Below are 21,378 nucleotides of genomic sequence, written 5' to 3'. Positions count from 1 at the left end.
ATCGAGTAAAATAATTGAGGAAAGGACTTTTGTATGGCAAGATCGGACTGGGATTAATTCTTGTTTTTCAATGCATTTCATCGGCAAAAAGCTGCATCTTGTATAAAACATATTTTATAAAATAAATCTTTTGACTATTCTTTGGGTAAGAGAAAAAAAAGGAATAGTTTTATGCGGAACAAAATAATTTTACTTATTTTTTTACTTTCATCTGCCTTTTTTGATGGATGCACAACGACAGCCTGGCGTGCCTTTGTTCGGCGTGATGCCAGCGTTAAGGATTATTTGTATTTTCCGGACCGGGAGATTGCGGCCAGCGAAAATCCCAAGCCTTTTAAGCGGGAAATTGATGCCAGTATAGAAGAAATGCTCAAAAAAGCGTTTGGAACTGATGATTTAGAAAAGTTTTTCGCCAAAACTAAAACACAGGCTATCCTTGTTATCAAAGGAAATTCGATTCTTTTTGAAAAATACGGCAGGGGTTATGACGAGTATTCAACCGTAACGTCTTTTTCGGTGGCAAAAAGCTTTGACTCGGCGATGATTGGCACTTTGATTGACGCGGGGAAAATCCCTGGAGTTGACGAGCCAATCACCACTTATCTTCCTGAGCTTCTGGAGCGTGACAAGCGTTTTTCAAAAATCACAATCAGGCACCTTATTACAATGTCGTCCGGCATTTTGTATTCCGAAGGTTTTTCCCGCCATGATGATACAAAAACTTATTTCGATCCGGACTTGCGAAAGCTTGCTCTTACAAAAACGCTGGTTGATGAAGAACCCGGCCTTCATTTTCTTTACAACAATTACAACCCGATTCTTCTTGGACTGATTATCGAGCGGGCCAGCGGCCAGTCTGTAAGCTCTTATCTGAGCCGGTCAATCTGGTCAAAAATCGGAACGGAGTCAGACGCAAGCTGGAGCCTTGACAGCGATGATGATGCCTTTGAGAAAATGGAAAGCGGAATCAACGCGCGGGCTCTAGACTTTGCTAAATTCGGCTGTCTTTACCGTGACGGAGGTCTTTTTGACGGCAAGGTCGTTATCAGTAAAAAATGGATTGAAGAATCTCTTTCGCCTGGCAACGGCAAAAATGACAGCGAATATTACAAGGATCCTTTTGGACAGAAAATCTTTGGCGGGGCCTGCAATAAGGGTGGTTTCTACGGTTTTCACTGGTATGTGATGAAGCGGCCGGATGCAGAAAGCGACTTTTTTGCCTACGGAAACAAAGGACAGTTTATCTACATTTCGCCGCTGGCAAACACTGTTATCGTGCGCTTTGGTGAAAAGTACGGTATAGAGGGCTGGAATTATATAGAAGCATTTTACAATTTGAACACAAATATTGGAGCTGAAAAATGAAAAAAAGAAGAGTTCTTGCATTTTTGATTCTTACAGCAGGGGTAAATCTTCTTAGCGGTCAGGAAGCCAAAAAATAGGAGACTTCTCCGCTTTCAGTTTATTTGACGACAGACCTTCTTTATTATCCAGAGTCCAAAACTCAGTCAGGAAGCAGCGGCACGCATTTTGCGGGACTTACAGGGGCATACAGCGGTTTTGAATGCCGTTCCCAGCTTTTTGTGGATTATATGATTAAAACTCCATTGGGCGGGCACTGGCTTTTAAAAGATGCGAATGTGGTTTTGACTGGAGCTTTTGAACTTACGCCGCTCTCTGTCCGTCCTCAGCTTGCACTTGGTTTTCAGCCTTTCCCATTCCTTGTCTTTAAAGGAGGAGGTTCGATTGGCTTCGGCTGGAATATGTTGGGATTTGAAGGACTTTGCGCCCTTGACGAAAAATCAAGAAAATACGAAGCGCTTTCAACATTTTCTCATCCTTTTTATGAAGTCTGGGCACAGGGAACTTTAATGTTTGATACGGGCGCTTTAATTCCCGGCGACTGGAATCACCTTATTATGCTTGCTTCTTACAAGACCTTCTATTCCGGGATTGCAGGACTGGGAAGGCACACGCCTTATGAATGGCAGGGCGACAAAAACAGGGTAGAGGGGCTTCAGTACGAGTTCTGCGGAATCCTGGCATATCAGATGCCTCTTGTGCTTTACCGGGCGGGCTTTATGTACACGGCCTACGGTCATTATGACGGCGGTGATTACGGGGATTTTGATGCTTCCTACGACGGAGCCTTTACACAGCATTCACTTGCGGGACTTTGTCAGTTTAAGTTTGCCGAAAAAGATGAGCTTACCTGTATAGCTCAGTTTTCGACACGCAGATCTTTTGATAAAGAGCTTGATGAGGCAGAAGACGCGCTTTTTGCACAGAAAGTCGGAACTGAATGGTTCTTCCAGAGATTGATTTTCAGCTGGAGTCATAAATTTTAATTCCATGCATCCATCTTGTCGCTCTCTGCACCATAAGGGCAGAAAAACGCCACATCTGCTTTATGTTTGTGGACGGAAGTTATCACAGGCGGGGGCTAGGAATACGCTTTACGCCTATGAAGTACTCAGAATAGTTACAAAATCTTTTGTCAGGGGGTAAAAAATGAAGAGATGTGAAACTTCTTCTCCATGCAGGGCTTGAGGAATCTGTATGGAGGAAGATTAAAATTCAATTCCTCAGGCTTTGCTTCTTCACGAATCACAAACTTATTAAAAGAGGCAAAGAAAATGAAAAATAAATTACGCGACTATTATATTCTCTGGAGCACTCAGGGACTTTCACAACTTGGAAGCAGCATCACGGCTTTTGCACTTACGCTCTGGCTGTACGAAAAAACTGGTTCCGCTTTAAGCACGGCGACCCTTACAATCTGTTCCTATGTGCCTTATGTTCTCATGAGCATTTTTGCCGGAGCATTGACCGACCGATGGAAAAAAAAGCACACCATGCTTGTCTGTGACACTTTGGCGGCTCTTTCGACTCTGGCAGTTTTTCTTCTATATAAAACTAATACTCTTGCAGTATGGCATCTTTATGTAATCAATGCTGTTTCTGGTCTCATGAATACCGTCCAGCAGCCGGCTTCAGAAGTGACCATGACGCTGATTGTTCCAAAAGAATGTTACCAGAAAACAAGCGGTCTCAATTCACTTTTGCGCTCCGTCAATTCAATTTTGAATCCTCTGCTTGCAACGGCTTTGTATGCAGCGTTCGGACTTGATATTGTCATTGCAGTGGATATTCTTACTTTTGTTGTGGCATTTACCGCACTGGCAGGATTTATCAAAATTCCAGAAACTCAATCAGTAAAAAAGGAAGGAACGTTGAAACTGGCAGGGGAAGGCCTTTCTTTCCTCAAAAAATCACCGATGATTCTGACTCTGCTTCTTTTCATGTCTGGAATAAATCTGATTGCCTTTGCTTCCAGCGCAACTCTTCCGGCCTACGTAATTCCGAATCCAAGAGGAGGCAGCAATGTCCTTGGATTAGTGACATCTTGTGCAGGGGCAGCGATGGTCGTGGGAAGTTTTTTGGTTTCTTACATGCCAAAGCCAAAAGACCGCGTGAAAGTCGTATTCATCACAATGCTTATTTCTATGGGAAGCGAGAATTTTATTCTTGCTTTTTCACGGGAACCGATTCTCTGGTGCATAAGTCAGGTCATCGGGTGGATTCTGGTTCCTGTAATGGGTGCAAATCTGGAAGTTATCCTGAGGAGCTCAATTCCAGTGGAACTTCAGGGACGCGTTTACGCATGCAGGAATACACTCCAGTTTTTTACAAGACCAATAGGACTTTTCCTCGGTGGCTTTATGGTTGACAGCCTGTGCGAGCCTTTTATGGAAGCTCATTCAAATTCTGCCATGCTGACTTCTCTCTTCGGAAGCGGTAAAGGCTCAGGAGCTGCCATGATGATGCTCATTCTTGGCCTTGTTGGAAGTGCCTGGTGTCTTTTAAACGCAAGGTTCATGAAAAAATATCATTTCAGCGAGGAATAAAATCGTAATTTCAAGATGCATTTCATCGGCAATGGAGTGCATCTTGTCTAAAAAACAATGCTTTTTATTTTTCTCCTATATCATCATTGTAGCGTAACAAACGCGGAGTTTTATTGCATTGAACATAGAAACTGGTAAGGGAGTAGCAGCCAGATTCATCCACAATTAATGGGCGTGCCCGGCTGCTTCACTTACGTTCCGCAGCCGGTCGGGCTATCCGCAGTTCCGCGCTAACCGCGCTCCATTCCTCCGCTCGCTAACCACTCGCTTCGGAACAGCCCTTTCGGGCTGCTGCTACTATCCCTCACGCTGTTACACTAGAACGCAAAGATTGCGATTGCCCAAATACCAGCAAGTTCATCTTGTGATTTGGTGGCAGACTGGAATTTATGCTGATTATTGCATCTACATTCATAGGCATTATCCTTATCTTTTTCGGTAGATGTCCAATATTTGTTATATACAGATACGCCGCCACAAGCCTGACTCAAATTAGAGATATTTCCATTTTGAAACTCCAGGGCATCTCCAATATTTGTCTTAGGAGTTATATTACTGCCGCAGCCCTTAAGCATCCACATCCATTGGTATGCGGACGGCAAACGCCATGTACTCGCTCTAGCAGGCCTTGCCGCTGCATAAGAGGCTGCGCTAGTTATTGCGGCGCTCCAGCTTGCCTGCCAGCTACCTGCATTGCTAAGCGCGATGGCAAGACCATGCGCATGGCCTTCCATAGACGCATTAATGTCTGAAGATGTAGGTTCTGTTGCGCTTCCTACATACGCAATCATAGCAGATGCTGTTGTTCCTTTGGCTTCCGCAGCGGCTTTATTGGCATAAATATAACCATCTGCTCCGATTACTTTTCCTATGTCATCGGCAGTCGCTTGTTCCATAGGCTTGAGATTAATTATTTTTGCCTCTGTTCCCGAACCATCATCCGAGTTGGTTTTACACGATGCAAATCCAAATGCAAGTAAGGTTGCAGCAAGAATTGCCGCACATTTCATAAGATTTTTCATCCTATCCTCCTGATTGAATATTTTCTCCGCCGTTTTGACGAAAAATTACAGTTTAAAATAAACAAAGGATGCTCCCCTTGCCCAAAAAATTAATCGGACAAAGAAAGCATCCTTTATTCTATTTATGAGACTATGTAAATTTTTTACTCTTCTAGTACCCCCCCCGTACTAGTCAGTATTATAGTATAATAATATTTTATTATATTTGCCATTCCTAAAACTGATTATAGGTCTGAAATTTCAGGAAAGCAAGGATTTTTTGCTTAAAAATAACAATTTTTTTTAAGCTTTTATATCCTCCTCCGGCTTGTTCCAGGTAATTCTGAAACCGGCGCTTTTCATCTGTCTTGAAGCATAATTTAATTCCTTGTTTGTACATTTTCCGGCTTTATATTCACGATATGACCTTGTATACAAGCCCCATTTTTAACGTTTTTTACTCCAAAGTTCTTCCGCCGGCCGGCACAGGGTAGAATGCATTTCATCTGTAAAAATATGCATCTCATCTGAAACTCGTTCTTCTTTTTTTTGTATTATTTTATATTGGCAGCAGGGAGAAATATAATGAAGACAATCGGTTTAATCGGCGGAATGAGCTGGGAAAGCACAATCACTTATTATGAAATTTTGAACAGGGAAGTCGTTTCGGCTTTGGGGGGCTTTCACAGCTCAAAGATTTTAATGTACAACGTTGACTTTGACGAGCTTGAAGCAAATATGTCGAGCGGCAATTGGGACGGAAACGCAAGAATCCTTTCGGATGCGGCAAAAAGGCTGGAGGGTGCCGGAGCGGATTTTATCGTAATCGCTACCAATACAATGCACAAACTTGTTCCGCAAATTGAAAAAGAAATCAAAATCCCGATTCTTCACATTGCGGACGCAACAGCAAAAGCAATCAGGCGCGACGGAATCAAAAAGGTAGCCCTGCTGGGCACAAAATTCACAATGACTCAGAACTTTATTAAAGATAAGCTCAAAGCGGCCGGCCTTGAAGTCCTTCTTCCTGGCGAAAAGGACATAGAGCTTGTGAACGACGTTATCTTCAATGAGCTTTGCCTTGGAAAGGTTCTGGACTCTTCCCGCAGGGAATACCAGAGAATCATAGCTTATCTCAAAGAGCAGGGGGCTGAGGGCGTAATTTTGGGCTGCACGGAAATCGGCATGCTCATCAGACAGAAAGACAGCCTTCTTCCTGTCTACGATACGACGATTATCCATGCAAAGGAAGCAGCAAGGCTTGCTCTGAAATATGAGGCTGGAGTTATGCATGTTTTTGACGCTCGTTATCTTTGTCCTGTAAGGATTGGCTGATAGCAAAGCCGGGAAGCTAGATTTATTGCTCAAGGCTTTGCATCAGCGCAAAGAAATGTTCAGCTTTACCTGTTGAAAAATATGCATACCAGGCTTCAAGAGTTTCCGGCTTAAAAAGGCCAAGGTTTTCGATAATCAGTTTTGCCCACATGAGGGAGCCTGTTGCGCTTCCTGTAATAAGGTTTCCGTCGCTCACGGCAGGCTGATCGACATAAAATTTCTGACCTTTATAATCCGGGCAGAACATATCTAAAAATCCCTTTCCGTTACTTGTGTGAGGCCTGTCATTTAAAATTCCGGCATTTGCAAGAGCGACCGTAGCTCCGCAGATTGCGCATACACTTCCTCCTTTTGAAAGCAGAACTGAAGCCTTCTGAATTATCTGAGCATTTTCAGCATCTGACCATGTGTCCGCTCCGGGTAAAATCAAAACTGTCTTTTCGGTCATTTCAATTTCATCAATCGTGCAGTCCGGAATGATTGTAAGGCCGCCCATTGTTTTTACAGGCTCCTTTGAAACCGCTACCGTCTTGACGATAAGCTGGGGAGCATCAGGCCTGAAAAAACGCTTTGAATTGAGCTCCGCCGTAAGTGACCCGATTTCCCAGTCTGCAAGAGTGGCAAGCAGATAAATGTAAACTGTAATCATAGTCTTTTTGACTCCTTGTAATTAAATTATGCCTTTAGTTTACAGCCTGAATGTTGACAACAATATGTCAACAATTTAGAATTTCTTTTCAGATTATAAAAAATGGCGGCTTTCAGATGAAAATTGACCGACTTGTAAGTATTATCATGATTCTCCTTGAAAAAGAGCGGATAAGCGCCCAGGAGCTTGCAAAAATGTTTGAAGTTTCTACGCGAACAATCTACCGCGATATTGAAGCAATCAGCATGGCAGGAATTCCTGTGCTGGCTACATCCGGTAGTGGCGGCGGAATCGAAATCATGAAAGATTACAAGGTGGACAAAAAGATTTTTTCTACTGATGATCTTTCTGCACTTTTGATGGGACTTTCCAATATTTCCGGGATGGTCCGGGGAAGCGAAGTTGCAAATGCCCTTGCAAAAGTAAAAAGCTTTATTCCCTCGGAAAAAGCAAAAAGTATTGAGCTTAAGGCCAGTCAGATTTACATTGATTTAACCCCCTGGGAAGGAAATGCCAGCGTAAAAAATGCCCTTGAAATTATCAAAAAGGCATTACAGGAAAACAGACTGCTTATTTTTACCTATATTGATGGTCATGGCAGTAAAACGAGCCGCACGGTTGAACCCTATCAACTTGTATTTAAAAGTCGAGCCTGGTATGTTCAGACATTTTGCCGCCTGAAAAATGACTACCGCCTGTTTCGCCTGTCCCGGATGTCAGAGCTTAAAATGCTGGAAGAAACTTTTACTCCACGCGAATATCAGAAGCCTTTTCTTGATTTTGAAGAAACAGCCAGAAGCTTACAGACAGATACAAAAATCCGCATACATAAATCCGTTTTAGACAGGATTCTGGATTTCTGCCCTTATGAGCGTCTCAGCCAGGACGGAGAAGATTATTACCTTGCAGATTATCCTTTTTTTGACAGTGATTACTATTACGATATGCTTTTAAGCCTTGGAGACAAGTGTGAAATTCTTGAACCTGCTCATGTCCGCGAAAAACTGAAGCAGAAGATAAAAAATCTGGCAAAAATATATTCAGATTCCTGACAAGCATCCTGTTTTATATTGATGCCATGGAATCTACGAGGAGTAGGTAGCTTTGAGTAGAAGACTGCGTTATTGTTATATTGTGAACGTTTATAAAACTATTTTTTGAGGTTTATTATGACAAATCAATATGTAACAGGGGCGATGATTAAACGCCTCCGCGAAAAAAGACATTTAACACAGGCTGAACTGGCAGAAAAAATATGCGTTACCGACAAAGCGGTTTCAAAATGGGAAACAGGGCGTGGTTTACCAGATATTTCTCTGCTTGAAGTGCTGGCAAAAGCGCTGGGAGTTTCTGTAATAGAACTTCTTTCCGGCGAAAATATTACGAATAAAAATAAGGCTGCAAAAATGAGTCGTGCAAGTTTTTACGTTTGTCCGGTTTGCGGCAATGTAATTCAAAGTACAGGAGAAGCTGTTATAAGCTGCTGCGGAATTATCTTGCCGCCACTGGAAGCAGAACCGGCAGATTCAAGTCATCAGGTGAATGTTGACCGCGTAGAAGATGAATATTTTGTGACACTATCACATGAAATGACAAAATCACATTATATTTCCTTTATTGCGGCAATTCGTGACGACGGTATAGAAATCAAAAAGCTATATCCTGAGCAGGAGGCGCAGGCGCGGTTTAAGATTTCCGGCGTTAAAAAAATATACGCCTATTGCAATCGTCATGGTTTGTTTGACTATGAAAGGTAAGGCAGACTATCTTCCGGCAAGAGAAAGAATCGGTTATTTTTTGAAATAGCAAACAATCGGAGAATTTTAGAGACTGTAAAGTCCTTTCCGTAAATTCAGCAGACTGCGGTAAAAAGTTTTAATGCGGGAGTCTCCCGCATGCAGCCGTCAGCTGTCTTTTCTTTTCTGGTAAAAATTAAACCCATCCTCAACCTTTATGATCCGATAGCCTAACTTTTTGTAAAAAGCGTTTGTCCGCTCATTCCAGCATGGGGTATCCAGATTAAACTCAGTAGCGCAGGGGAAATTCTTTTCTATGCAATCCATCAACTGAATTCCGTAACCTTTTCTATGATAGACGCTGTCAATAAAAATCCTGCCAATGTATATGCTTTTTTCTGTTTCATCCGGGAATACAATGGCAGCCCCTACCAAATCTTTTCCTATCATTGCCTGATACAAATGCCCCTCACTGGCCATTTGTTTATGCCATTCTACTGAATCAAAGTCAGGCGGACAGTCTCCTTTTGCTCCGCCAACATTTACATCTGTTTCAAAAGCTCTGATAGAAATATCTACGATCTTTTCTATCTTATTTGTTTCTGCTTTGACAATATACATTCAACTTCTCCTAAATTAGTTTTCATAGATAGTCTTTTAGATGAAATCATTTTATGACATTTCTACACGAAGAAAAATCCATTTCAGACAAGATGCATGGATTGAGCGATGAAATGCACTCATATTCTACGAAAAGGAAGGCCTTCTGATTCCTGCTTTTATTGACGACTGGCTTACAGAAATTCAGCTTCCGATAGAGTAATGAAAGTTCCCGTCTGTCATACGGCAGACGGGTTATAGTTTTTTACTTTTTGCCGACTGTATTTCATCTGTACAAATATGCATCTTATCTGAAAGCCGTTCTATTTAATAAAGCTATTATTTATAATGCCAGTATTAAATGATTGGGAGAATTTTGGTATGAAGGATTTTATAGCTTACTGCGGTCTGGATTGCGAAACCTGCGAAGCTCGTCTTGCAACAATTAACGATGACTATGAACTTCGTGAAACTGTCTATGATTACTCAGCATAGCCCAGATGCGCTGAAAAATTTGCATGGAAATTAAACAGAAGGTAATAGCATGAAAGAGAGATTTAAATGTAATACAGTCGGGCTTTTTACGCGCGACAATAAGGCAACGGTTGATTTTTATACAAGTGTTTTTGGTTTTACGACAAACTGGGACGGTGTTCAGCCGAATGTAGAAATGTTTTTGGGCGAAATGAGAATTATTCTTTTTCCTCGTCTTGCTTTTGAAAAGATGACTTCGCAAAAATATCAGTATCCACAAGGATTTAACGGTACAATGGAATTGGCGTTTGATGTTCCGGATTATGCTTCTGTGGACAAGGAATATCAGAATGCACTTGAACATGGGGCAAAATCTGTTCTTCCTCCGACTACAGAGCCATGGGGACAGCGTACCTGCTACGTGGCAGATCCTGACGGCAACCTGATTGAAATCGGCTCTTTTACGGAATAGCAAAGATTGTAAATCCATCGGAGAGTATAAAGATGCTTGAACTTGCAAAAGATTTTGAACTCGTAAGAGAAAAGTACATCAATGTGATTGAAAATACAGGCTGGGCAGATTTTCTGTTCTATGAAATGAATATTTATAACGGAGCATAACATGGACAAGGAATGGTCAGAAAAAAATAAAAAAATGCAAACGCTGATTGCAAAGGAAGCGACCTTCTCTGAAGGCATAAATCTTCTTCTTGAATTACGCGGCAACTTGTTTGAGCAGATTTCTTCTATTATAAAGACTTTTCCTCCAGTGGCTTTTTATCAGCTTCCCTTTGGACATGGAGACAAAAATCATAATTCAACTCTCGCATGGTCGCTCTGGCATCTTTTCCGCATCGAAGACATTGTAGCTCACACATTGATTTTGAATAACAGGCAGATTCTTTTTGAAAGCAATTGGTTAGAGAAAATAAACAGCCCGATTATCACAACCGGAAACGAGCTTGACGGCGAGGCGATGGTTGAGTTTTCAAAAAAGCTCAACGTAAAAGCCCTTTATGACTATTGCAAGGCGGTGATGGATTCTACAAACGAGCTTTTGAAGAGCCTGCGATTTTCAGACTTAAAGCGGAAGTTTTCGGTTGAGGACAAAGAAAGACTTATTGCAGGCAAGTGCGTCAGTGACAGCGATTCTGCTTCCTGGCTGATTGATTTCTGGTGCGGTAAAAATGTAAAAGGCTTGATACAGATGCCATTTTCCCGCCACTGGATTATGCACGTGGAAGCAATGCGTCGAATCAAAAACAAGGTAAAGCGGCTTGCATTTCATCGGGCAAAATCTGCATCTTGTCGGAAAGGCATTTCATATAAATCTTCTTTGAAGTATGCTTTAATCACTCGTAAAACGGAGGAGTAAAACACAATTGGAAAGATTTATCATAAAAGATTTTGAGCCTGCTTTTATTTCGGATGCAGAAAAAATTCTTAAAGAAGAATATTCTGCAGAAAAGAAAAAAGTTCCTTCGCTGCCGGAGGAATCTCCTGCCGGATTGTTGAACTGGCTTTCGACAAAAAAATATAAAAAAGCTGCCTTTTGCGGAGGGCGCCTTGTGGGCTACATGATGTTCGCAGATGTCTGGGACGGATTCTTTGGACTTTGCAAAGGAAGCTTTAGCCCTTTGGGAGGAAGCGCGGTTTCTTTTGAACTGGGGGCCGAAAGAGAAAAGGTTATGTCACTTTTGTTTGAAGGAATTTCAAATGAAATAGTTCGCGACGGTATTTATTCTTTAGCTCTGGCACGATTTGCACACGACACGGAAGCCAACAATTCTTTGATTCTGAACGGCTTTGGAATCCGCTGCAGTGATGCAATGGCAACAATTGAGTCAATTCCAGAATTCACTATGCCGGCAAAACTTGAATTCAAGGAAGTTCCTTTTGGATCTTTCGGGATTTTCAAAAATCTGAAAATGAAGCTTGTGCATCACTTGGAAAATGGGCCAGTTTTTTTCCCGTCAGATTTGAGTGACTTTGACCAGTGGTTTGAAGACGACAATAAAAGATGGTTCGGCGCATTTTGCAAAGAAGAGCCTGTCGGATTCATTTCCTGCAAAAAAGGCGACGGAGAAAACTACCTTTGCGACAATATACACAACATCTGCGGCATGTATGTAAATGAAGAATACAGAAAAGACGGCGTAGGAAGAGCACTGGTGTCCTGTCTTTCAGAAATCCTGAAAAAAGAGGGGGCGGAATTCCTTGGGGTAGATTATGAAACACTAAATCCAACAGCCCTCCGCTTCTGGACAAAATTCTTCTCGCCATACACCTACAGCTTCCACAGAAGAATAGATGAAAGAATCGTCCATTTCTTGAAATAGCAAATCTTGTTACATAGCTTGCATTTGATAGTGATATTACCGTTGGCGCTGCTAATGCAGGCGGTCCTCCGCGATTGTTTGAACCTGGATTACAAGACTTTTACTCCCTGGGAAACCTATTTAGCGGTAAGTTATCATCTTTAAAATTTAGCTGCTTCTGTCATACAGCCCTTTGGAATTTCAAGTCCCAAGATAGATGCTAAATATCCCTGATTAGGGCTTATATACCATTTATTTCCGTATTTAATTGTTTCGGCAAAATAAAAATATTCTTTTTCATTCAGATAAAAAGATGCAGCGACATCTCCCCCTGATTACTATTAACTATAAGAAAATTATTATTTCACTTCAAGCGGAATGCTTACTGTTACAACGTTCAGGTGATAGGCATAACTGTAACTAATATTTCACCTTTCGGAATTTGGATTTTTAAATTTGAATATGTCGCGGGGGTTTTAGGGGGAAGCTTTGCGTCCCCCTAGGAGAGAGGGTAGCGCGAGACAGCAAAGCTGGCTGGCGCGAAGGGAGAGACTTCTCCCTTCGGCTTTTTTTAATTAGATTTTGTAATCGTCTTCAAGTGCATCCATCAAACCGTACTCAAGGAGGATCTGCTCAAGGCGTTCCTGAGTCATTGGGGTTGGGATTGTGAAGCTTGTGTTGTTGATAACGGCGTCGGCAAGGTTGCGGTATTCCTGAGCCTGTGCTGAATCCGGCTTGTACTCGATTACTGTTTTGCGGTTTATTTCGGCGCGCTGAACGATGTTGTCGCGTGGAACAAAGTACAAAAGCTGAGTTCCAAGTTCCTTAGCGAAAGCGCGGAGAAGATCAAGCTCGCGGTCAACGTTACGGCTGTTACAGATAATTCCGCCAAGGCGAACACCACCGGCGCGGGCATAGCGGCTGATACCTTTTGCAATGTTGTTAGCCGCATAAAGCGCCATCATTTCGCCGGAAGCAACGATATAGATTTCCTTAGCTTTACCTTCGCGGATTGGCATAGCAAAACCACCACAAACTACGTCACCAAGAACGTCGTAGAAAACAAAGTCCAAATCGTCTGTGTAGGCGCCAAGGTTTTCAAGCATGTTGATAGAAGTAATAATTCCGCGGCCGGCGCATCCAACTCCAGGCTCTGGTCCGCCAGATTCAACACAGCGGGTTCCGCCAAAACCAGTTCTCATGATGCGGTCAAGCTCAACGTTTTCACCTTCGTCGCGGATTGTATCAAGTACAGTTTTCTGCGCAAGTCCGCCAAGAAGCAAACGGGTAGAGTCAGCTTTAGGGTCACATCCTACAACCATGACTTTCTTTCCGTGCTCAACAAGTCCTGCTGTCAAATTCTGCGTAGTCGTAGATTTTCCGATTCCGCCCTTTCCATAAATTGCAATCTGTCTGATTTCGCCCATTGTGTGCTCCTGTTTAAGCCCGCCGGTCAGAACCTGCGGCCTATTAATTTGCTTTAGTAACCTATTTAGTTAGTAGGTAATAAGAATCTACAGTTATTAACCTACTTAGTCAATAGGTTTTTATAAATATTTTAATTTTTTTTTAGGGAGTGAAGGTGGAGGCAGGGTGGGGCTTTTAGTTAAACAGTCCCTGGACGCGGTTATACTTCCACACCTTAAGGATTGCGTCGTCAATGCTTCCGGGTAGTTCCATGCTGATAAGGCCTGCTGAGGTGAGGGCCTGTGCGGCGCCGGGGCCGATGCGGCTGGCTACCACATATTTGCAGTCTTCAAAGAGTTTTACGCTTTCTTCCATTGCTGATCTTAAATGGCTTCCGTCCTGGCAGACCGGGGTAACACTGCGTTTTTCAACTAAATCGTAGCCTGTTTCGTCATCAACGTAGTAGATATAGAAGAGATTTGATTTTCCGTAGTGAATGTTTACGCTGTCGCCGTCAGTGCTGGCGACGGCGATGCGGTATTTCGATGGAGAAGTTTCCACTGTCTTTTCTTTATCAGCCATGAGGGAAGTGCTCCTCAAGGTTTACGCTGCGGAAATTTGCATAAACCCTGTTTGCAAATTCACTTTTTCCCGGTACACCGATTGCGTCGGCGCGGCAGTGATTACAGTGCAAAAAGAGCTCTATATACTGACTTGCCGCCCTTCGTGCCGCTTCAATTTCGGCACAGTTTGGCGCCGGCTCGTCCTTAAGCTTTGCGCTTGGGATAAGAGGAATGATGTTGTATTTGTCTGCGCCCAGTTCCGCAACTGTCCGCGCAATTTCTTCTATATGATTGCCGTTTATGCGGGGAACAAGGACTGTATTCACTTTTACTGTAATTCCCGCCTCGCAGATTTTTTTGATTCCTGCAAGCTGGTTTTCAATCAGGATTTTGGCTCCTTCTTCGCCTTCAATTTTTTTGCCATGCCAGATGATATAGTCGTTCAGCTGGGCTTCAATTTTTGGATCAACGGCATTTACGGTGACTGTAAGGCTGTCTATTTCTGCGGCAATCACCTCATCAGCGCGCTCATTCAACAAAAGACCGTTTGTGCTCATACATTTAATAAGCTTCGGAAATTTTTCACCGACAAGACCGAAGGTTTTGAAGGCATTGTTGCTGGCAAGAGTGTCTCCTGGCCCTGCAATTCCGCATACCCTGATTTCCGGGCTGATGTTCAGAGCTTTGCCGACAATCTCAACAGCCTCTTCCGGCTTAAGAACGCGGCCTGTAACTCCCGGGCGGTTTTCCGTTGTGTTTATAGAACGTTCGCAAAATCTGCAGGCAATATTACAGCCCGGGCAGACTGGAAGGTGAATGCGTCCGGTCGTTGCACCGTGACTTCCAAAACAAGGATGTGACTTTTCAAGTTCTGCGAAAGATTTTGCCATATTGTATTGCTCCTATAAATAACCTATTAAGCTACTAGGTATTATATAGCCGTAAGTATTATTATATTTACCCACTTTGTCAATAGGTTATTAAGATGCGCCCCTAAAAAAAACTTCCGACAATATACTTTTGGGCAAGTTGCAGAATAGGCGGGGTAAGATGCAGTTAGAGAAGGTGAAAATTTTATAAAGAAAGTGATTTAGTCACAGAAAATTTTCCTGATATGTTATAATATTTGCCTGTCAGTTAATGGAGGCATTATGAAAAAGATTTTTGCTTTACTTGCAATGATAACACTTTCTTCTATACTGTTTGCACAGAAGGCTGGAAGTAAAATCACTTTTGATACAGTAGATTTGAATGGAAATGCGGTGACAGACGCCATTTTTAAGGAAAATAAAATCACCATGCTGAATATCTGGGGAACTTTCTGCCCGCCTTGTATCCGTGAAATGCCTGATCTTGCAAAACTAAACGAGGCAAATAAGTCAAAGGGACTTCAGGTTGTGGGAATTCCGATTGATATTCTTGATCAGACTGGAAAGGTTTTTCCCAAAAAGAAGGCTACTGCTGATGAAATTATCAATTCAACAGGTGCTCATTACACACACATCATCCCAAATTATGGCATGATGTCTACTTTTTTACGCAGTATTCAGGCTGTTCCTGCTACAATTTTTGTTGATTCAAATGGAAATCAGATTGGACAGATGTATCTAGGTGCTAGAAGTCAGCAGGACTGGCAGAAAATCATCGATAAGTTGTTGAAAGATGCAAATTAAAAAGGGACGAAGAATTGCAAGTGTAATCATTCTCATATTAGGCTTTGCCATGATTGTTGCAGGGATTTTCCGTGGAGAAGTGCTTACTGTGCTTAACAAAGCCACAAAAATCTGCCTTGAATGCATAGGAATCGGCTGATATGAGTAATAGGAAAATTCAGAAAATCCGGTTGATTACTCAAGCATCTTTTGCAGCCCTTTCAAACGGCTATGTAAAAGGTTTTGCTCATGGAGAGATTTTTGAAGGAAAGTCAAAAGTAGTCTGCGTTCCCGGAATGAACTGCTATTCCTGTCCAGGGGCGCTGGGGTCATGCCCAATCGGTTCTCTTCAAGCGACGCTGAACGCCCGGGAATACCGCATTTCACTTTATGTTGCAGGTCTTCTAGTGGTATTTGGCAGCTTGTTAGGTCGATTTGTCTGCGGATTTTTATGCCCCTTCGGACTTGTTCAGGACCTGCTTTTCAAAATCCCTTTTGTTAGAAAAATCAGAAAACTTCCTGGCGAAAAAAACATGCGCTGGCTTCGTTTTGTCTTCCTTGGAATATTTGTAATTCTGCTGCCTATGTTTGTAGTAGACATAACAGGGCTGGGAGAACCCTGGTTCTGCAAGTTTATCTGCCCGGTCGGCACTTTGGAAGGTGGCGTTTCCCTCGTTCTTTTAAACAGCGCAATGCGAGCTGCAGCTGGCTTCCTTTTCAAATGGAAACTCCTGATTCTGATTATCACTCTGCTTTCTTCGATTGTGATTTTCCGTCCTTTCTGCCGCTATGTATGTCCGCTTGGAGCCATTTACGGCATTTTCAACAAAATCTCATTTTATAACTTCAAAATCGATTCTGAAAAATGCACCAAATGCGGTGCCTGTCAGAAAATCTGTAAACTCGACATTCCAGTCTGGCAAAATCCTAACAGCATGGACTGCATCCGCTGCGGCGACTGTAAAGCTGCCTGTCCGCATAATGCAATAAAGTAATTATTTGCGCTTCGTTTTATCTTTCTTAAAAAGCTTTTCTTTTATTTTTTCAATCAAATACCATATAGCTGCAAAGGGAGCTATTAAAATTATGAAAATCCGGAAGTTAATTTCCTGTTTTCTTATGTATTTTTCTTTGAATTCAGGATCCCTTTTCATGAGTTTTTTTATTTGTTTATTACTGCTGCAATTTCTGGTCTTTCTGGAGTCTAGAAGTCTGAGCACTACAAGAATTATCAATAATCCTGTGGAAGCTATTATTTTGGAAACTATCTTTGACCTTTTGAAAGCTTCAATTTCATCTACCGGCAGCAAAAAATCACTTTCCAAATCATGAAGAATATAAAATTTCTCATTTTCAGCATAATCTCTAGCGGGCTTAAAATCTAGAATACAAATCTGATTTATGTTATCAGCCAAGTGAAATCCTATTTTAGCAGTATATGAATAATGACCTGCGCCTTTTCCAGCGTGCCATCTTTTCTCTAATGAGTAGGAATCAACGGTTGCCTTTTCAAGAACACCGTATTTTTCCAATCGAGAAAGTCTTGAAAAATTATATCCTGCCAGTATTAAATAAACTAAAATGACTAAAAAACAGAATACATCGATAAATAAATCTTTAGTTTTTATTCGCTTCTTAGGTTTCATTTCTGTCTGCCTGCATCGTCAGTTTACTATTATTTTTTGTTAATGTATATTTAAAGAAAAAATGAATACAAAAAAAGCTTTTATAACCACATCAATTATCTTTTTCGTTGGAATTTTGATAAGTTTCTTTCCTTCAATAATAATATATTTTTCTGCTTTAGAAGTTTCGCCAGGACGACTTTTTCTAAATTTTCTACCGGAAACTGTAATTGCAATTTTCTTTTTAATACTTGCATTTACATATCAGAAGATTTCATTGAAGGTAGTCCTTATCTGCTGGACTGTTCTTTTCTCACTTTTCCTTATAAATTCCATTTTTTGGCCTATTGAGGCATCAAGCTATTATCTTTCAACACATCTTCATCATTCAGTATTTTTTTTGACGAAACTACCTTTTGCCCGACTTTTTCAATATCTTATTATTTTATTTAAGACGTCTCATTTACATGGCTACAATGTGTTTACAATATTAGGCAGCCTGACAGTTTTTGTTGCATCCATTCATGCTCTTGTAACATTAGTTCTTGCTGCATATCCGCCGGCTTATGCAGATTCAGAAAATATACAGAAAGTAACCTTCAAAGGCGCTGTAAAAACTGCTTTTTCAAAATATTTTTCATTTCTGGGGTGTTCAAGCCGCGCCGAATTCTGGTGGTTTTATCTTTTCAGCTTCGCCACCAGTTTCTGCTTTCTTTTGCTTCTCAGAATAGCTTTTCTGACTTTTGGCATGTACAGCAGGGTAGTTTTCCTTGTAGCGGCTGTATCTTTCCTGGTAAATCTGGCCCTTATCCCGCCTATGATTGCCGTAAGAGTACGCCGAATGCACGATACAGGTCACCGGGGAATATTTATGATTATTCCGATAATGGGCTTTGTATTACTTTTTTTCAACTCCAATCCAGAAAGTGAATACCGCAGCGGCTATGACCTTCATCCGGAATCAAATATCTTAAGTAAGATTTGTATATTCATTCTCTTAATTTGGTATTTATTGCGTGTTTTCCGAATTGCAGGCAGCATACTGTGGCTTTATTTATAGCCGATTAGTTACAGAACTTAATACATCGCAGGAATTACAAGTCCTGGAATCATAAAAATTACACCCGTAATAATGGGAAGAATAACATTGGTAAAATAATAATATTTAGAGCCATTTTCTCCGTATTTATTGCGGTAAGTTTCTATTTTCTTTTCTGTATTAGAGCCAAGTGCACTATAAAGCGCTTTTATAATCAAAAGAATACCAATAGCAAGTCTTAAATAAATCATTTTCCAATCCTTATAATTTGATAATTATTTTTTACATATTGTAAGTGTACAAAAAAAACAAATGTTGTGATATATCAATTTTTTTTGTATTGTATATTGTTGCTGCAATTGTTGCTAAAGGACGGCTCCGAAAATTGAACATATGTTTTTTGGTTGTAAATATTGTTTTATTTCCTTTATTTTATTTTGCCCTTGAAATAGCAATAGGATAGGTTAGGTTCAAATATGAGATTAAATAAAATAGCTTTTCTTCCTGTTATTCTGGCATTATTTATTGCATGTAAAAAAACTGATGACAAAAGGCCAATTTCCTTAGACTCTTTTAAGGAAGCGCCTTATTATTCTGTAATTGTAAACAATGAAGTTTTAGACAGCGCTCCTGATTATGACTTAAATGCGCGAATAAATGGTTATAGTGCTTTACAATATTTAGTCTGGAATCAGTTTGTTAATAAAAATGACAGTGAGAATGACAATATTGAAGTTTTCAAAAGTTTTATAGAAAACGGCTCTGAAATAGCTTCCTTGTTCGAAGACGAGTTCAGACAGCAATTTGATATTATTGGTGCATGTATCAGCGAATACCGTAATAAATATCTGAATTATATATTGTCGCAGATTGATTTCGAATTACCAGACTTAGATGAGACTGGCGGAAATTATCTTCAACTAGCAATCAATTGCTCAAATTCAATTGTAATTTATGATTTACTACCATATATAAAAAACATTAACGGCACAAATTCGAAAAATCAAACTGTTTTGCATTATGCAGCGGCAGCCTGTATAGATTATGAAATCATTGAATATTTATTAAGCTACGGTGCAGACAAAACAATAAAAGATACAGATGGAAAAACTGCCTGTGATATATACGTAGATTATTATTCAACTTATGATGAAAACTACCGGCTTTTAAAAGAGGGCAAGTAGCCCCCTGATAAAACCAAAAGCTTATTCCTTTCTGTACATAAGAACCTCTCAGCATACAGTATAGCATGACTTTCCTTATTACGGATTTATTTAACCTTTCTATAACCTTAAAAAAGTGCTTAAAGTTCAAATGACAATAACTTTAGTAAAGTACTCCTTGAAATATCCGAAAATAAGTATGAGAGAGACATCTGAAAAAAGCGATATATTCGCAAGGAGTATTCCATGAAAAATCGTATTGATAATCAAAAAGTGCTTCAGAAAGTAAAAAACATTTCAATCTTTATGGTAGTTATTGCCGTTTTTTCATTTTTCGTTGGTTCAAGCAAGATTTACCATATCAGTGAAAAAAATCCTGTGATGTATCAAGTCAATTACAACCGTCTTTCAAATCCTGGCAAGCATCTGGTTAATTCAATGAAAAAGACTTGCGAAGTACAGCAAAAAATTCTTGGACCTGCACGCGGAAACGGATACGGCGGTTCAAAATTCTTTGACGAAGTTTCCAGAAGAAACAAAAAATAAAGGTAAAATACTTATAAAAATATATTATAATTGCACATACTTTGCCGATATTATATAATAGAATTATGATAAAAATCTGTTATAATCGTACGTGCATTTTAATAAGTTTATTCTTTTCTGTATTATCCTGCAGTATGTCTTCTGCCGGCGACCCCGATAGTAGTGTAGTTTCTACGGGTGTTTCAATTAACAGTTCAAGCGACTCATCTGGCGGAACGGCAGGCGGAAGTTCAACAAACTATTTTAGTGATTATGAAACTGTACCTAGAAGTCTTGATAACAGTTTAACTACTGAAGAAGCTAAATATAATTATTTTGAAAAAATGTTCAGTGAATTGTCCGGAGATTCTACTGTTGAACTGACAGGCGATTTTACCGGAGATGATTTATGTACATTAGAAGCAAGCATTATATGTTCAGACGAACCATTTATTTATAATATTAACCTTGATTTAACGAGTGTTACAGGTCTTACAAGTCTAAACGAGCAAACATTTTATTATATTGATAATTTGACAGGAATTACGTTGCCTGATACTGTTACAGAAATAGGTGTTTCTGCATTTGAGGGCTGTACAAATCTGAAAAGTGTAACTTTACCAGAGGGTATTACTTCAATTCCAGAAAAGGCTTTCAAAGGATGTACAAATCTTACAAGTATAAATATTCCTGATACTGTTACAGAAATAGGCGTTTCTGCATTTGAGGGCTGTGCAAGTCTTACAAGTGTAACTTTGCCAGGGGGTATTACTTCAATTCCAGAAAAGGCTTTCTGTAATTGTAAAAGCCTAAAAAGTATAGATATTCCTGATACTGTTACAGAAATAGGTGTTTCTGTATTTGAAGGTTGCAATAATCTTACAAGTGTAACTTTACCAAAGGGTATTACTTCAATTCCAGAAAAGGCTTTTTTCACCTGCACAAAATTGACAAATATAGCTTTGCCAGAGGGTATCACAACAATTGCAAGAGATGCATTTCGTAGTTGTTCAAGTCTTACAAGCATAAATATTCCTAACGGTGTTACAGAAATCGGAGAGTTTGCATTTAATTTATGTAATAATCTTACAAGTATAAATATTCCTGATAAAGTTACAAAAATTGGTGAATCTGCCTTTCACGGTTGTTCAAGTCTTACAAGCATAGTGTTACCAAGTGGTATTACTTCAATAGATGAAAAAACTTTCTTTGGCTGTTCAACTCTAACAAGTATAACAATTCCTGAAAATGTTGAAATTCCAGACTCTGCAATTGAGAAATGCCCAAGTAATCTTATAATTACGTATTATAAACCAAATGAAACTAAGTAAGTTTAAGCTATAACAAAAATCCCTGAGCGTTTCTGCTCAGGGATTTTTGTTG

26 protein-coding genes are annotated in these 21,378 nt (G+C 40.4%); 17 read left to right on the top strand and 9 right to left on the bottom strand.

The features are described 5' to 3' along the window. Positions 1–171 precede the first annotated feature (171 nt). The 3 genes from T530_RS0107350 to T530_RS0107335 all read left to right on the top strand — a co-directional run bounded on the left by T530_RS0107350 (position 172) and on the right by T530_RS0107335 (position 3,908). Complete coding sequence (locus tag T530_RS0107350) at positions 172–1,365, top strand: serine hydrolase (RefSeq protein WP_027728448.1); 1,194 nt, start codon at positions 172–174, stop codon at positions 1,363–1,365. 101 nt (positions 1,366–1,466) lie between these two features. After that, positions 1,467–2,348: a hypothetical protein gene (locus T530_RS0107340; RefSeq protein WP_027728447.1), complete on the top strand. Its 882-nt coding sequence runs from the start codon at positions 1,467–1,469 to the stop codon at positions 2,346–2,348. Between the two features lie 288 nt (positions 2,349–2,636). Beyond that, entirely contained in the window at positions 2,637–3,908 is a 1,272-nt protein-coding gene (locus tag T530_RS0107335) for an MFS transporter (protein WP_027728446.1), read from the top strand. A gap of 317 nt (positions 3,909–4,225) precedes the next feature. On the opposite strand, the gene T530_RS0107330 is transcribed toward T530_RS0107335, so the two are convergent. Both T530_RS0107330 and T530_RS15310 read right to left on the bottom strand, forming a co-directional pair. Beyond that, a complete protein-coding gene (locus T530_RS0107330) occupies positions 4,226–4,930 on the bottom strand; it encodes a hypothetical protein (RefSeq protein ID WP_027728445.1) in 705 nt (234 codons plus the stop codon). Between the two features lie 282 nt (positions 4,931–5,212). Continuing rightward, complete coding sequence (locus T530_RS15310) at positions 5,213–5,347, bottom strand: hypothetical protein (protein WP_256380938.1); 135 nt, start codon at positions 5,345–5,347, stop codon at positions 5,213–5,215. A 147-nt stretch (positions 5,348–5,494) separates the two neighbouring features. Here T530_RS15310 and T530_RS13875 point away from each other — a divergent pair, with 147 nt between their 5' ends. Further along, the gene (locus T530_RS13875) at positions 5,495–6,244 is read left to right on the top strand and encodes an aspartate/glutamate racemase family protein (RefSeq protein ID WP_081773695.1); all 750 of its coding nucleotides are present in this window, start codon (positions 5,495–5,497) and stop codon (positions 6,242–6,244) included. A 22-nt stretch (positions 6,245–6,266) separates the two neighbouring features. On the opposite strand, the gene T530_RS0107315 is transcribed toward T530_RS13875, so the two are convergent. Next, entirely contained in the window at positions 6,267–6,893 is a 627-nt protein-coding gene (locus T530_RS0107315) for a DJ-1/PfpI family protein (RefSeq protein ID WP_027728444.1), read from the bottom strand. Positions 6,894–7,009: 116 nt separating this feature from the next. Between T530_RS0107315 and T530_RS0107310 the strand changes: the two genes are divergently transcribed. After that, positions 7,010–7,945 carry a YafY family protein gene (locus tag T530_RS0107310; protein WP_027728443.1) on the top strand — a complete coding sequence of 312 codons (936 nt, stop codon included), beginning with the start codon at positions 7,010–7,012 and terminating at the stop codon, positions 7,943–7,945. 117 nt (positions 7,946–8,062) lie between these two features. After that, complete coding sequence (locus T530_RS0107305; RefSeq protein WP_027728442.1) at positions 8,063–8,650, top strand: helix-turn-helix domain-containing protein; 588 nt, start codon at positions 8,063–8,065, stop codon at positions 8,648–8,650. 147 nt (positions 8,651–8,797) lie between these two features. Here the strand turns inward: T530_RS0107305 and T530_RS0107300 are convergent, their stop codons facing one another. Then, on the bottom strand, positions 8,798–9,250 hold the full coding sequence (locus tag T530_RS0107300; RefSeq protein WP_027728441.1) for an N-acetyltransferase: 453 nt from the start codon (positions 9,248–9,250) through the stop codon (positions 8,798–8,800). Between the two features lie 360 nt (positions 9,251–9,610). Here T530_RS0107300 and T530_RS15195 point away from each other — a divergent pair, with 360 nt between their 5' ends. From T530_RS15195 to T530_RS0107275, 4 genes are all read left to right on the top strand, one after another. Then, a complete protein-coding gene (locus T530_RS15195) occupies positions 9,611–9,724 on the top strand; it encodes a DUF3795 domain-containing protein (protein ID WP_197018259.1) in 114 nt (37 codons plus the stop codon). Positions 9,725–9,773: 49 nt separating this feature from the next. Beyond that, on the top strand, positions 9,774–10,175 hold the full coding sequence (locus T530_RS0107290) for a glyoxalase/bleomycin resistance/extradiol dioxygenase family protein (protein WP_027728440.1): 402 nt from the start codon (positions 9,774–9,776) through the stop codon (positions 10,173–10,175). A gap of 150 nt (positions 10,176–10,325) precedes the next feature. Beyond that, positions 10,326–11,078 carry a hypothetical protein gene (locus T530_RS13870; protein ID WP_197018258.1) on the top strand — a complete coding sequence of 251 codons (753 nt, stop codon included), beginning with the start codon at positions 10,326–10,328 and terminating at the stop codon, positions 11,076–11,078. A gap of 7 nt (positions 11,079–11,085) precedes the next feature. Then, positions 11,086–12,042 carry a GNAT family N-acetyltransferase gene (locus T530_RS0107275; protein WP_027728439.1) on the top strand — a complete coding sequence of 319 codons (957 nt, stop codon included), beginning with the start codon at positions 11,086–11,088 and terminating at the stop codon, positions 12,040–12,042. Between the two features lie 554 nt (positions 12,043–12,596). Here T530_RS0107275 and nifH read toward each other — a convergent pair. The 3 genes from nifH to T530_RS0107260 all read right to left on the bottom strand — a co-directional run bounded on the left by nifH (position 12,597) and on the right by T530_RS0107260 (position 14,881). Continuing rightward, on the bottom strand, positions 12,597–13,448 hold the full coding sequence (gene nifH, locus T530_RS0107270; protein ID WP_027728438.1) for a nitrogenase iron protein: 852 nt from the start codon (positions 13,446–13,448) through the stop codon (positions 12,597–12,599). Positions 13,449–13,623: 175 nt separating this feature from the next. Continuing rightward, positions 13,624–14,010 carry a NifB/NifX family molybdenum-iron cluster-binding protein gene (locus T530_RS0107265; protein ID WP_051537892.1) on the bottom strand — a complete coding sequence of 129 codons (387 nt, stop codon included), beginning with the start codon at positions 14,008–14,010 and terminating at the stop codon, positions 13,624–13,626. Further along, complete coding sequence (locus T530_RS0107260) at positions 14,003–14,881, bottom strand: radical SAM protein (RefSeq protein ID WP_027728436.1); 879 nt, start codon at positions 14,879–14,881, stop codon at positions 14,003–14,005. The genes T530_RS0107265 and T530_RS0107260 overlap by 8 nt, the downstream gene beginning before the upstream one ends. Before the next feature lie 261 nt (positions 14,882–15,142). On the opposite strand from T530_RS0107260, the gene T530_RS0107255 reads away from it, so the two are divergent. The 3 genes from T530_RS0107255 to T530_RS0107245 are packed head-to-tail and all read left to right on the top strand — an operon-like array spanning position 15,143 to position 16,638. After that, a complete protein-coding gene (locus tag T530_RS0107255) occupies positions 15,143–15,664 on the top strand; it encodes a TlpA disulfide reductase family protein (protein ID WP_027728435.1) in 522 nt (173 codons plus the stop codon). Beyond that, positions 15,654–15,803 carry a CD1871A family CXXC motif-containing protein gene (locus T530_RS15190; protein WP_197018257.1) on the top strand — a complete coding sequence of 50 codons (150 nt, stop codon included), beginning with the start codon at positions 15,654–15,656 and terminating at the stop codon, positions 15,801–15,803. Before T530_RS0107255 ends, T530_RS15190 begins: the two co-directional genes overlap by 11 nt. Position 15,804: 1 nt before the next feature. Further along, positions 15,805–16,638, top strand: a complete 834-nt coding sequence (locus T530_RS0107245) for a 4Fe-4S binding protein (protein WP_027728434.1) — start codon at positions 15,805–15,807, stop codon at positions 16,636–16,638. Here T530_RS0107245 and T530_RS0107240 read toward each other — a convergent pair whose 3' ends face one another. Then, positions 16,639–17,289, bottom strand: a complete 651-nt coding sequence (locus T530_RS0107240; RefSeq protein ID WP_027728433.1) for a hypothetical protein — start codon at positions 17,287–17,289, stop codon at positions 16,639–16,641. Between the two features lie 457 nt (positions 17,290–17,746). On the opposite strand from T530_RS0107240, the gene T530_RS15185 reads away from it, so the two are divergent. Next, the gene (locus T530_RS15185; RefSeq protein ID WP_197018256.1) at positions 17,747–18,328 is read left to right on the top strand and encodes a DUF805 domain-containing protein; all 582 of its coding nucleotides are present in this window, start codon (positions 17,747–17,749) and stop codon (positions 18,326–18,328) included. Between the two features lie 17 nt (positions 18,329–18,345). On the opposite strand, the gene T530_RS0107230 is transcribed toward T530_RS15185, so the two are convergent. Then, positions 18,346–18,558, bottom strand: coding sequence for a hypothetical protein (locus T530_RS0107230; RefSeq protein WP_027728432.1), 213 nt, complete (start codon positions 18,556–18,558; stop codon positions 18,346–18,348). Positions 18,559–18,783: 225 nt separating this feature from the next. Here T530_RS0107230 and T530_RS0107225 point away from each other — a divergent pair, with 225 nt between their 5' ends. From T530_RS0107225 to T530_RS13860, 3 genes are all read left to right on the top strand, one after another. Next, complete coding sequence (locus T530_RS0107225) at positions 18,784–19,491, top strand: ankyrin repeat domain-containing protein (protein ID WP_027728431.1); 708 nt, start codon at positions 18,784–18,786, stop codon at positions 19,489–19,491. A gap of 225 nt (positions 19,492–19,716) precedes the next feature. Then, positions 19,717–20,016: a hypothetical protein gene (locus T530_RS0107220; RefSeq protein WP_009103323.1), complete on the top strand. Its 300-nt coding sequence runs from the start codon at positions 19,717–19,719 to the stop codon at positions 20,014–20,016. A 134-nt stretch (positions 20,017–20,150) separates the two neighbouring features. Further along, entirely contained in the window at positions 20,151–21,326 is a 1,176-nt protein-coding gene (locus T530_RS13860) for a leucine-rich repeat domain-containing protein (protein WP_051537890.1), read from the top strand. The last annotated feature ends 52 nt before the right edge of the window (positions 21,327–21,378 follow it).

It is taken from the genome of Treponema sp. C6A8 (assembly GCF_000619925.1).
GTDB lineage: Bacteria > Spirochaetota > Spirochaetia > Treponematales > Treponemataceae > Treponema_D.
The sequence above is the reverse complement of the archived record's forward strand: the minus strand, read 5'-3'. Positions and strand labels throughout refer to the sequence as shown.